We start from the raw sequence: 11,940 nt of genomic DNA on the forward strand, positions 1-11,940 counted from the left end.
CCCGATCCACCCACACCCCCATCCAGGAGAACCCATGCCCGATCCGACCAGACGCACGAGCGCCCGGCCCCGCAGACCTCACCGCAAGCGACCGGCCGTCCTGGCTGCCGCGTTGAGCGCCCTGCTGCTCGGAGGGGCGGTCCAGGTGGCCGCACCCCCGGCGTCGGCGGCGCCACCGCAGTCAACGACCCCAAGAGCCTCGACCGCGGAACCCCACGTCGACAACCCCTTCGCCAACGCGTCCTTCTACGTCAACCCGGACTATGCGCGCCTCGTCGACGGGTCCATCGCCAAGACCACCGACGCGACCCTCAAGTCCCGGATGGAGCGGGTCAAGGACTATCCGACGGCCGTCTGGCTGGACCGGATCGCCGCCATCCACGGCGGCGACGCCAACGCGGGCCGCAAGAGCCTCGCCGACCACCTGGACCTGGCGCTGGCGCAGAAGAAGCCGGGCCGACCGCTCGTCGCCTCGTTCGTGGTCTACGACCTGCCGGGCCGCGACTGCGCCGCCCTCGCCTCCAACGGCGAACTGCCCCTCACGCACAAGGGTCTGGCGCGTTACAAGGCCGAGTACATCGACGAGATCGCCAAGGTCTTCGCCAGACCCAAGTACCGGAACATCCGCATCGCCACGGTCATCGAGCCGGACGGTCTGCCGAACCTGGTCACCAACCTCTCCGACCCGGAGTGCGCCCAGGCGAAGAGCAGCGGCATCCAGGTGGCCGCCACCCGGTACGCCCTCAACAAGCTGCACGCCATCCCCAACGTGTACACGTACATGGACGTCGGTCACTCCGGCTGGCTCGGCTGGGACACCAACCTCACCCAGGCCGCCCAGCTGTACACGGACGTCGTCAAAGGCACCAGAGCCGGCCTGCGGAGCGTGGACGGCCTGATCACCAACGTCTCCAACTACACGCCCTCGACCGAGCCGTTCCTCACCGACCCGGACAAGACGGTCGGCGGCAACACGGTCAAGTCCGGCACGTTCTACGGGTGGAACCCGAACTTCGACGAGACGGACTTCACCAAGGCCATGCACTCCGCGCTGGTCTCCCAGGGCTGGCCCGCTTCCACCGGCATGGCCATCGACACCTCCCGCAACGGCTGGGGCGGCAGCGACCGCCCGACCTCCGAGGGGACCAGCACCGAACTCGACACCTACGTCAGCCAGTCCAAGGTCGACCGCCGGACCCACCGCGGCCTGTGGTGCAACGTCAACGGAGCGGGACTCGGCCATCCCCCGCAGGCCGTGCCCGCGGACTCCCCGGACTCGCACCTCGACGCGTTCCTGTGGGTCAAGCCGCCCGGGGAGTCGGACGGTGCGAGCGAGGACATCCCGAACGACGAGGGCAAGCGTCCGGACCCGATGTGCGACCCGGAGTACAGAGCACCCGGCGCGGGCGGCAACCCGACCGGCGCCATGCCCGACGCACCACTGGCCGGGCACTGGTTCCACGACCAGTTCTCCCTGCTCGTACGCAACGCCCACCCGGCCGTACCCACGGACGCCCCTTAGAGCCCACGAGGGGCACACGCCTCTCCCCATCCCCCCCACCTCCCACCTCCCACCTCCCATCAGGAATCACCAAAGAGAAGGCCGAACCCACCCCATGACCATGACCCGAAGCAAGAGACGACGACCACTGTCCTTACTCGCGGTGCTGGCCACCCTGCTCAGCGGGCTCGGCCTCGCCCTGGTCGGCCAGCACAGCGCGCAGGCGCACGGCGTGACGATGACGCCCGGATCGCGGACGTACCTCTGCTATCTGGACGCCAAGACCAGCACCGGCGCGCTCGACCCGACGAACCCGGCGTGCAAGGCGGCCCTCGCGGAGAGCGGCACGAACTCGCTGTACAACTGGTTCGCCGTGCTCGACTCCAACGCGGGCGGACGCGGTCCGGGCTACGTCCCGGACGGCAAGCTGTGCAGCGCCGGTGACCGCTCCCCGTACAACTTCACCGGCTACAACGCCGCCCGCGCCGACTGGCCCCGGACGCACCTCACCTCCGGAGCGACGATCAAGATCAAGCACAGCAACTGGGCGGCGCACCCCGGCGACTTCCGCGTGTACATCTCCAAGCCCGGCTACTCACCCACGAAGCCACTGGGCTGGGGCGACCTGGAGCTCGTCCAGACCGTCACCAACCCGCCGCAGTCCGGTTCCGTGGGAAGCGAGTCAGGTCACTACTACTGGGACCTGAAGCTGCCCTCGGGCCGCTCCGGTGACGCGATGATGTTCATCCAGTGGGTACGGTCGGACAGCCAGGAGAACTTCTTCTCCTGCTCCGACATCGTCTTCGACGGAGGAAACGGCGAGGTCACCGGTATCCGCGACGGCGCGGGAGGCCCCTCTCCCACCCCGACACCCACGCCGACCCCGACCCCGACGGACCCGCACACCGGCTGCATGGCCCTGTACAAGGTGACGAACTCCTGGAACGGCGGCTTCCAGGGTTCCGTCGAGGTGATGAACCACAACACCACCGCGCGCAACGGATGGGCGGTGCGCTGGGAGCCGGGCGCCGGCACGAAGGTCGGCCAGGTCTGGAACGGCACGCTCAGCACCGGCTCCGACGGCACGGTCACGGTGAAGAACGTCGACCACAACCGCACCATCCCACCGGATGGCACCGTGACGTTCGGCTTCACCGCCACCTCGACCGGCAACAACCTGCCGACCGGCTCGATCACCTGCGTTAATCCATAGCGACCCCGCCAGGACCCGGCACGGAAACAACAGCTCCACGGAAACAACAGCTCCACGGAACCAATAGATCCGCGGAAACGACAGATCCCCACGGTTCGCGAAGAACCGTGGGGATCTGGCTGGTGTCCGAGGGGGGACTTGAACCCCCACGCCCGATAAAGGGCACTAGCACCTCAAGCTAGCGCGTCTGCCATTCCGCCACCCGGACTAGGTGTCTGCCGCCCTGCGGGGTGTTCCCCGCGGCGACATGGACAACAATACCAAGGTTTCGGAGTGCCTTTCACCTGCATATCCGTCCGCCGACCGCGGTATGCACGGTGACCCGCGCCACCCCGCCTACAGTCTCACCATGAGTGACGGATCGATTACGGATGGCACCGGCATGCTCGGCGACGTGCGGGTCCGCCGCCCCCGGATGCTCTCCCCCTTGCGTGAGCACCTGCGGGACACCATGTGGTTCGCGCCGACCGCCGGGCTCGTGGGGGCGATGCTCCTGTGGTGGGGCGCGGCGGAGCTGGACGCGGAGATCGTCGCGTCCTTGCGGGACGGGGGCGACTACGACGCGATCAAGGAGCTGATGGGGATCGCCGACGACGCCAAGGCGGTGATCAGCACCATCGGCAGCGCCATGATGACGTTCATCGGTGTCGTCTTCAGCATTTCGCTCGTGGCCGTACAGATGGCCAGCGGGCAGTTCAGCCCGCGGGTGGTGCGGCTGTACGTCCGGTCGCGGATCACCAAGATCACGCTGACCGGGTTCCTGGCGACGTTCCTCTTCTCCCTCCTGACCCTCACCTCGTTCGACAGCGAACGTGACCCTCGCCTCCTGACGACCGTGCCGCTGGTGGAGTCGGTGCTCGCGATGGTGATGGTGCTGCTGAGCCTGCTGCTGTTCGTGGCGTACGTGAACGGAACCGTCCGGATGATGCGGATCGGTTTCGTCATCGACCGGATCGCCCGCGAGTCGCTCCGGGTCGCCCGCGAGTCGTTCCGCGTCGCCGTGAAGCAGCCCACGGAGCTCCCGGTGGACACGGAGCGGCTCGGGCCCGAGACCGCCCGGGTCACACATCACGGCAGGGCGGGCGTGCTGCGTGACGTGAACATCGCACGAGCCGTGCGGGCGGCCCGGCGGCAGGGCGTCGTGCTGCGGCTGATCCCTCGGATCGGTGACTTCGTGGTGCCGGGGACACCCGTGTTCACGGTGCACGGCGGGGCGGCGCCCTCGCGGCGGGCGCTCGGCTACACCGTCTCCGTAGGGGTGGAGCGGACCTTCCACCAGGATCTCGGGTTCGGTCTGCGGCAACTGTCCGACATCGCGCTGCGGGCCCTGTCGCCTGCGGTGAACGATCCGACGACCGCCGTGCAGGCCCTGGACCGCATCGTGCAGTTCCTCGCGTCGGTCGCCCCGCACCCGCTCGGCGCGCTCGGGCACCGCGACCGGCGCGGGGTGCTGCGGCTCATCCAGTCGGTACCGGACTGGACCGCCCTGGTGGATCTCGGGTTCGCGGAGATCAGGGGGTGCGCGGTCGGCAACCCGCAGGTGACCCGCCGCATGCTCGCCGGACTCGACGATCTGCTGCTGCTCGTCCCCGAGGAGCGGCGCAAGCCACTGCTGCGGCACCGGGAACTCCTCACGCAGGCCGTGGAGCGCTCGGTACCGGAGGCGGCGGACCGCGTGTTCGCCCTGCTGCCGGACCGCCAGGGCATCGGCTGAACCGGAGCCACGATCCGGCAGGCCGCCCGCGCAGGGAGGGGCCCTCCCGCCCGACTGCGGGAGGGCCCCTCCATAGAACCGCGGGAGGACCCCCTCCAAATAGGCGTCGGTCAGTCGCCGCAGCGGCCGGTGCGCAGCGAGTGCAGGTGCTCGCTGGACTTGCGCGCGAAGGCGTAGGACTCGGCCGGATTGTCGTGCTCGGCCTGCCAGTGGTGGTAGCGCTTCCCGTGGTGGGTGCGCGCGGTCACCTTGGACAGGAACCGCTTGTAGTCGATGTCGCCGTCGCCGACGTCCGTCATGCGGTAGCCGTCGCGCGTGGTCTCATCTCGGATGCCGTCCTTGACGTGGAACAACGGGTAGCGGTGGGGCTGCTTGAGTACGTAGTCGAGCGGGTCGAAGGGCGCGGGGGTGCCGTCGGGCCGCTTGCCGAACCGGAACTGGGCGCTGTAGGCCCAGTAGATGTCCATCTCCAGGTACACGAAATCGGGGTCGGTCTCGGCGAGCAGCACGTCGTAGAGCCGCACCTTCGGCTTGTCGGTGGCGAAGGAGAACTCCTCGGCGTGATTGTGCTGGTAGAACTTCATGCCGCGCTTGCGGGCCGCTTCGCCGTACGTGTTGAAGTCCTCCGCCGCACGCTTCCAGGCGTCGACGGTGGTGCCGTAGCGGAAGGGCCCCGACGCGGTGCCGATGTGCTTCAGACCGAGGGCCTCGGCGTCGTCGAGGACCTTGGTGAGGTTCTGCGCGAACGTGTACGCGTTGGGGTTGTTGTCGGCGTAGTAGCCGACGTGGGATCCGATGGGGTGCAGACCGTGGTCCCGCGCCAGCGCCTTCAGCTGCGCGAGGGTGATGGCGCCTGCCGAGCCCTGCGTGTAGCCGGCGAACTCGATCTCGTCATATCCGTACTTCTTCAACTCCGCGAAGACGGGGGCGAATCCGAGGGTGGAGACCTTGTCGCGGAGGCTGTAGAGCTGAATGCCGAGCCGGCCGGGCGGCAGGACGGGGCGCCCGCGGCCCTTCCCCGCGCCGGCCGGGCCGGTTGCGCCGGTGGGGTCAGTGGGGCTGGTCGACGCTGCGGCCGTCGGTGCGGCCGCGCCGACGAGGGCCGCGGCGGTCGCACCGGCGGCCACACCGAGCATGCCGCGTCGGCTGAGTCTGCGGGCGAGTTCGGGATCGGAACCGGGATCGGTGGAGGACGGCTTGCGGATCATGTGGTTCTCCTCGGCTGGCTCGGGGTCGCGTCAGGGATGGGTTCGAAGAACGGATCAGGGGTCGCTGAGGGTCGGACCCTGATGGCAGGGCCCGAGCCTTCTGGTTCAGTGGAGATCAAGCAGTTCAGTGGAGATCAGGCAGCTTCAGCGGCGCGGGCAGGCGGTCGTCACCGCAGGCCCGCGAGGTCGAGCAGAAGCGCTTTCACATCGGTGGCCGCGACGCGGCCGCTGACAGCGCGGGGGGTGGAGCACAGAATGAGCGGACTTTCGTCCTCGCTCGTGGGGAGGCGGCCATGGCTGCCGCGGATAGGTGACGGGTCCAGGGGCACGACCGCCATGCGGTAGCGCATGCCGAGCTTCTTGCGGGCCAGCGCGCCCGCGGCCTTGACGCGGACGTACGGGTCCTCGGGGTCCATGAAGAGTTCGACGGGGTCGTAGCCGGGTTTGCGATGGATCTCGACGAGCTGCGCGAAGTCGGGCGCGCGGGCGTCGTCGAGCCAGTAGTAGTACGTGAACCAGGCATCCGGTTCCGCGACGGCGACGAGTTCGCCGGAGCGCGGGTGGTCCAGGTGGTGTGCCTTCTTGCCTTCGTCGTCGAGGAGCTGCTCGATGCCGGGTACGTCCTTGAGGGCGGCGCGCGTGGCGTCGAGGTCTTCCGGGCGGCGGACGTAGACGTGGGCGATCTGGTGGTCGGCGACGGCGAAGGCTCGGGACGCCATCGGGTCGAGGTACTCCATGCCGTCCTGGGTGTGCACCTCCAGCAGGCCCGCGCGGCGCAGTGTCCGGTTGATGTCGACGGGCCGGCTCACCCGGGTGATGCCGTACTCGGAGAGCGCGACGACGGTCCGGCCCTCCGCTTTCGCGTCGTCCAGGAGCGGGGCGAGGGTCGCGTCCAGGTCGGCGGCCGCCTGGAAGGAGCGCGGGTCGTCGGGGCCGAAGCGCTGGAGGTCGTAGTCGAGATGAGGGAGGTAGCACAGGGCCAGGTCGGGGTGGCGGGTGTCGATGACGTGCCGGGTGGCGGCCACGATCCAGCGGCTGGACACGATGTCCGCGCCGGGCCCCCAGAAGTGGAAGAGGGGGAACGTGCCGAGTTTCTCGGTGAGTTCGTCGTGGAGGTCCGGAGGCCGGGTGTAGCAGTCGGGTTCTTTGCGGCCGTCGGCGTAGTAGACGGGTCGGGGGGTGACGGTGAAGTCGGTGTCGGCGCCCATGGCGTACCACCAGCAGATGTTGGCGACGGTGTAGCCGGGGTGCGCGCGGCGGGCGGCGTCCCACAGTTTGTCGCCGGCGACGAGGCCGTTGTGCTGGCGCCACAGGAGTACGTCGCCGAGCTCGCGGAAGTACCAGCCGTTTCCGACGATGCCGTGCTCGGCGGGGGTGGTGCCGGTGAGGAAGGTGGACTGGGCGGCGCAGGTGACGGCGGGCAGCACGGTGCCGAGCGGCGCTCGGGACCCGGACTGGCCGAGCGTTTTGAGGCGGGGCATGTGGTCGAGGAGGCGCGGGGTGAGGCCGACGACGTCAAGAACCAGCAAGGGGTTCACGGTCATGGGAGTTCCTTGAGGCCGAGGTCGGTCAGGAGGTCGCGGGCGAGGGCGAGCTCGGCGGCGATGCCCTCGGCGAGCTGCGGGCGGCCGCGCGGGCGCAGTGCGGGCGGGAGGGCCTGCCACGTGTAGGTCTCGACCTCGAGGTGGCGGGTGAGGGGGACAGGTCCGCCGACGAGCCGGGTCAGGACGTCCTGGAGCACGGGGAGCGTGGAGGTGAGCGGTGGGGCGGGAGCGGCGTGCAGGGGGACGTGGAAGTGGGCGCGCCAGGGCGCCGTGTCGGGCAGGACGTCCGCGGTGAGTGCTTCGCCGAGGTCGTCGGTGCCGCGCAGGCCGGCGCGGGTCATGGTGCGGGTCTGGTGCAGGAAGCGGGGTTCGTCGAACGCGGCGAGTGCCTCGCGTACGTCGGGACGGTGGGGGTTTTCGGCATGGAGCGCGGCGGACAGCTGCGACTTGACGACGGGGATGCCCGCGGCGGTGAGAGCGTCGAGGGCGTCACCGGGGTCCTCGAAGGAGGTGGCGAGGTGACAGGTGTCGACGCAGACACCGATGCGGTCGTGGCCGACCGCGGTGAGCGGGGCGATGGCGTCGGCGGTGGTCTCGACGGTGCAGCCGGGTTCCGGTTCGAGGCCGATGCGGATGGAGCGGCCGGTCAGCTCGGCGAGGGCGTCGAGGCGTTGCGCGAGCGCAGTCAGGGCTGTGCGGGCGGCCTCGGCACGGGGTGCGTCGAAGGGTGTGCGCCAGGCGAGCGGAAGGGTGGAGATGGTGCCTTCCGTGACGTCGTCGGGGAGCAGGGCGGCGAGCAGCCGGGCCAGTTCGGTGGTGTGGGCGAGGCGTTCCGGATCGGTCCAGTCCGGCTTGTACACGCGGTACTTGACCTGTTCGGCGCCGAAGCCCTCATAGGGGAAGCCGTTGAGCGTGACGACTTCGAGGCCGCGCCGGTCGAGCTCGGTGCGCAGGCCGCGCAGTGCGGCAGGGTCGGTGCCGAGGGCGTGGGCGGCGTCCTTGGCGAGCCACAGACCGATGCCGATGCGGTCCCTGCCGAGCCGTTTGCGCACGGGCTCGCAGTGGTCACGGAGCTGCGCGAGCACACCGTCGAGGGTCTCGGCGGGGTGGACGTTCGTGCAGTAGGCGAGGTGGACGGTGGAGCCGTCGGGGTGCCGGAAGCGCATGGCTCACGCCCCGCCGCGCAGGATGGAGTTCCCCTCGTGGGTCGTCGCGTCCGGTTCCCGTACGTCGAGTCGGAGCCGGCCACTGAGGCCGTAGAAGGCCACGGGGTTGCGCCACAGCACGAGGTCGACGTCGTCCTCGGCGAACCCGGTCGCCAGCATGGCGTCGGCGACCTTGCGGGTCTTGAGGGGGTCGCTCTTCCCCCAGTCGGCGGCGGAGTTGATCAGCACCCGGTCGGGTCCGAAGTCCCGCAGGATGGCGACCATCCGTTCCTCGTCCATCTTGGTGTCGGGATAGATGGAGAAGCCCAGCCAGCAGCCGCTGTCCTTCGCCTCCTTGACGGTGGTCTCGTTGAGGTGGTCGATCAGGACGCGGTCCATGGGCAGGGCGGACTCGCGGACGGCATCGATCGTGCGGCGCAGGCCCGCGAGCTTGTCGCGGTGCGGGGTGTGCACCAGAGCGGGCAGTTCGTGGTCGGCGGCGAGTTGCAGCTGGGCGGCGAGCGCGGTGTCCTCGGCCGGCGTCATGGAGTCGTAGCCGATCTCGCCGACGGCGACGACGTTGTCCTTGACGAGATAGCGGGGCAGTTCGTCGAGGACGGGTGTGCAGCGGGGGTCGTTCGCCTCCTTGGGGTTCAGGGCGATCGTGCAGTGGTGGGCGATGCCGTACTGGGCCGCGCGGAAGGGTTCCCAGCCGAGGAGGGAGTCGAAGTAGTCGAAGAAGGAGGCGGGCGAGGTGCGGGGCTGGCCGAGCCAGAAGGCGGGCTCCACAACCGCGCGGACACCCGCGGCGTACATCGCCTGATAGTCGTCGGTGGTGCGGGACGTCATGTGAATGTGGGGATCGAAGATACGCATCAGGACTCCTACTCCTCGCCGGACGGAGGGCCCGCGAGGCCCGCGGGGGCCGAGGGCGGCTCGGGGGACTCTGGGGCGGTCAGACGCAGGGCGCGGTGCAGGTCACCGGGGACGGCACGGCCGGCTGCTGTCCGCTCATCCGCGTAGTCGCCGAGCATGCGGGCGAGCTCGCTGTCCCCGCGGGCGCGCCTGGGCAGGTCGGCGACGGCGTCCACGGGGACCCCGGTGAACAGGCACTTGAGGACGGCGTGGCGCCAGTCGTGGGGGCCGAGGTGTGCGGCGGCGTAGGGGCCGACGGCCGCGGCGACGAGCCTCGTGTCGTTGGTGCGCAGCGCGTCCTCGACCAGGGGCAGGGCTTCGGGGCCGGGCACCAGGTGGGGCAGGGCCAGGAGGACGGCACGGCGTTCGTCGGCGGTGCCGTGGGCGTAGACGCGGGCCAGGGTGGCCGGGGTCGCGTTCGCGGCGTGCAGAAGCAGGATGCGGGCCGCGTCGGCGTGGTCGGGGCCGCAGCGCCGTCCGGCCTCGGCGAACCGCAACTCCCAGGTGGCGAGGGGCCCGCGCTGCTCCTGCTCCGGTCGTCCTCCGTGGGCGGCGGCCTCGGCGGTGGCCTGGTCGAGCCAGGCGCGGGCGGCTCCGCCGAGTTCGGCTTCGAGACGGGTGCGGAGGGTGGCGATCCCGGGGGTCTCGGTCACGGGGTACCTCCTTCGACGGCAGCGGCGGTGGCGGTGGGGGTGGCGGCCATCGGGGTGGCGGGTGCGGCGCGGCGCAGGAAGTCGATGGAGCGGGCTGCGAGGTCGGGGCCCGCGTGGGAGTGGCGGGGCAGTTCGACGACGGTCAGCCCCTGGTAGCCGACGGCTGCCAGCGCTTCGAGGACGGGCGGAAAGTCGATCTCCCCGTCTCCGAAGGGCAGGTGCTCGTGGACTCCGCGGCGCATGTCCTCGATCTGGACGTGCCGCAGCCAGGGGGCGGCGGCACGCACGCAGTCCGCGGGAGGGAGCGGTTCGAGGCACTGGCAGTGGCCGATGTCGAGGGTGAGGCCGAGCACTTCGGGGTCCGGGTCGTCGAGCTCGCGGCGCAGGCGGTGGAAGTCGGCGAGGGAGGAGAGGAGGTGGCCTGGCTCGGGCTCGACCGCCAGCGGGACACCGGCGCGGGACGCGGCATCGAGGACGGGGCCGAGCGCGTCGGCGAGACGCTGCCACGCGGTGGCGTCCGAGGTGGCCTCCGGGGTGAGGCCACTGAAGCAGTGCACGGCGTGGGCGCCCAGGTCGGCGGCGACCTGGACGGCGCGGATGAGGAGGCGGACACGTTCGGTGCGACGTTCCGGATCGGGATCGAGGAGGGAGGGGCCGTGCTTGTGGCGCGGGTCGAGGACGTAGCGGGCGCCCGTTTCGACGGTGGCGGTCAGACCGAGGTGGTCGAGCCTGCGGGCCACCTGGCGGGTGCGGGCGGCGAGATCGGGGGCGAGGGGGTCGAGGTGCATGTGGTCGAGGGTCAGGCCGACGCCCGCGTAGCCGAGGTCGGCGAGGAGGCCGAGGGCGTCGTCGAGGCGGAGGTCGGTGAGACCGTTGGTGCCGTAGCCGAAGCGGAGCCCGGCGGGCGGGTGGGGGTGGTGTGGGGCCGTGCCCGTCATGTGACGCTCACCTTCCGTGCGAACGTGCGGGCGGCCGGGGCGAGGGCCGCGGTCAGCAGGGCGGTGCCCGCGGCGCCGGCGCGGGCGGCCAGGGCGGCCTGCAACGGGATCATGGCGCGGATCCCGCCGCCGACGGCCCGCTGTGTGAGGGGAGGTGACGGATTGAGGGCGGCGTGGAAGAGGGGTTTGGCGGCGGTTCCGACGTAGGCGAGGGCGAGCGCACCGCGGAGGGCCTGGCGGCCGGTGGGGGTGGCGGCGCCGGCGCCTTGACCGACCGGGAGGCCTCCCTGGCCGAATCCACATCTGCCCCTACCGAGACGAGATCCGCTCCGGCCGAGACGCAGCCCGCCCTGACCGCTCAGCCCGCTCCAAGCGCTCCGAGCCCTCCGGAGGCCGCCGCCCCCGCTGCCGAGCCAGCCCCCACCGTCGAGGCCACCACCCACGCCCACCAGCCGTGCCAGCGCGGCCGTCGCCGCCAAGGCTGCCAAGGGGGCGGTGGAGGAGCCGCCCTGGGTCTCGCGGCGGGAGACCACGGTGACGGCGAGGGTGTGCGCGGCGAGGATTGCGGCGGAAGGGGCGGCGGCCTTGGCGCTCGTGGCATGGCCGGGGCCCGCGGTGGCGGTCGCGCCGAGGAGCAGGTCGAGGCCGCGTGCGGCGGCCATGGCTGCCGGTCCCGCGGGGGTGTGCTTCAGGCCGAGGTCGTACGCCCACACCGTGCCGGCCAGGGCACTCGCCGTCGTGAGGGAGGGGCGGCCCGCGCGGGAGGCGAGGGCCAGGCCGGTGACGGTGAGGGCGGTCGCGGCGGCGAGGGCCGCGGGCGGGGTGATGCGGCCGGACGGCAGGGGGCGTTCGGGGCGCTCGACGGCGTCGTCCGCGCGGTCCGCCCAGTCGTTGAGGGCCATGCCGGCCTCGTACAGACAGAGAGAGGAACCGATGGCGAGGAGGGTGCGGTGGTTGGGGCGCGCAGTGGTCGTCGCCGCTCCGGCGAGGGCGTCGCCGGGGACGGTGAACAGGGCGGGGAGCCGGAGGAGTTCGACCCAGGCGTGGGCGGCGCCGTGTGCGGCGATCATGCGGCATCACTCGCCGACAGGGCGAGCGGCACCTTGTGC

General features: G+C 71.1%; 10 protein-coding genes and 1 tRNA gene. 3 read left to right on the forward strand and 8 right to left on the reverse strand.

What is annotated here, in order from left to right; genetic code table 11:
* The first annotated feature begins 34 nt into the window (after nt 1-34).
* Both ACZ4Z4_RS30710 and ACZ4Z4_RS30715 read left to right on the forward strand, forming a co-directional pair.
* Nucleotides 35-1,522: a glycoside hydrolase family 6 protein gene (locus ACZ4Z4_RS30710; RefSeq protein WP_468334437.1), complete on the forward strand. Its 1,488-nt coding sequence runs from the start codon at nt 35-37 to the stop codon at nt 1,520-1,522.
* 100 nt (nt 1,523-1,622) lie between these two features.
* Nucleotides 1,623-2,714 (forward strand): lytic polysaccharide monooxygenase, encoded by a 1,092-nt coding sequence (locus tag ACZ4Z4_RS30715; protein WP_468334440.1) that lies wholly within the window; start codon nt 1,623-1,625, stop codon nt 2,712-2,714.
* Between the two features lie 120 nt (nt 2,715-2,834).
* Here ACZ4Z4_RS30715 and ACZ4Z4_RS30720 read toward each other — a convergent pair.
* Nucleotides 2,835-2,922, reverse strand: a tRNA-Leu gene (locus ACZ4Z4_RS30720).
* Between the two features lie 174 nt (nt 2,923-3,096).
* Here ACZ4Z4_RS30720 and ACZ4Z4_RS30725 point away from each other — a divergent pair.
* Nucleotides 3,097-4,428, forward strand: a complete 1,332-nt coding sequence (locus ACZ4Z4_RS30725; protein WP_468334935.1) for a DUF2254 domain-containing protein — start codon at nt 3,097-3,099, stop codon at nt 4,426-4,428.
* 110 nt (nt 4,429-4,538) lie between these two features.
* On the opposite strand, the gene ACZ4Z4_RS30730 is transcribed toward ACZ4Z4_RS30725, so the two are convergent.
* From ACZ4Z4_RS30730 to ACZ4Z4_RS30760, 7 genes are all read right to left on the reverse strand, one after another.
* Nucleotides 4,539-5,636, reverse strand: a complete 1,098-nt coding sequence (locus tag ACZ4Z4_RS30730; RefSeq protein ID WP_468334443.1) for a sugar phosphate isomerase/epimerase family protein — start codon at nt 5,634-5,636, stop codon at nt 4,539-4,541.
* Nucleotides 5,637-5,803: 167 nt separating this feature from the next.
* On the reverse strand, nt 5,804-7,180 hold the full coding sequence (locus ACZ4Z4_RS30735) for a nucleotide pyrophosphatase/phosphodiesterase family protein (RefSeq protein ID WP_468334446.1): 1,377 nt from the start codon (nt 7,178-7,180) through the stop codon (nt 5,804-5,806).
* Nucleotides 7,177-8,346 (reverse strand): metabolite traffic protein EboE, encoded by a 1,170-nt coding sequence (gene eboE / locus ACZ4Z4_RS30740; RefSeq protein WP_468334449.1) that lies wholly within the window; start codon nt 8,344-8,346, stop codon nt 7,177-7,179. The genes ACZ4Z4_RS30735 and eboE overlap by 4 nt, the downstream gene beginning before the upstream one ends.
* 3 nt (nt 8,347-8,349) lie before the next feature.
* The gene (locus tag ACZ4Z4_RS30745) at nt 8,350-9,201 is read right to left on the reverse strand and encodes a TatD family hydrolase (protein WP_468334452.1); all 852 of its coding nucleotides are present in this window, start codon (nt 9,199-9,201) and stop codon (nt 8,350-8,352) included.
* Nucleotides 9,202-9,209: 8 nt separating this feature from the next.
* Nucleotides 9,210-9,893: an EboA domain-containing protein gene (locus ACZ4Z4_RS30750; RefSeq protein WP_468334455.1), complete on the reverse strand. Its 684-nt coding sequence runs from the start codon at nt 9,891-9,893 to the stop codon at nt 9,210-9,212.
* Nucleotides 9,890-10,831 carry a sugar phosphate isomerase/epimerase family protein gene (locus tag ACZ4Z4_RS30755; RefSeq protein ID WP_468334458.1) on the reverse strand — a complete coding sequence of 314 codons (942 nt, stop codon included), beginning with the start codon at nt 10,829-10,831 and terminating at the stop codon, nt 9,890-9,892. The genes ACZ4Z4_RS30750 and ACZ4Z4_RS30755 overlap by 4 nt, the downstream gene beginning before the upstream one ends.
* The gene (locus tag ACZ4Z4_RS30760) at nt 10,828-11,901 is read right to left on the reverse strand and encodes an SCO3242 family prenyltransferase (protein WP_468334460.1); all 1,074 of its coding nucleotides are present in this window, start codon (nt 11,899-11,901) and stop codon (nt 10,828-10,830) included. Before ACZ4Z4_RS30760 ends, ACZ4Z4_RS30755 begins: the two co-directional genes overlap by 4 nt.
* Nucleotides 11,902-11,940: the final 39 nt, after the last annotated feature.

It is taken from the genome of Streptomyces sp. NPDC030245, assembly GCF_055572995.1.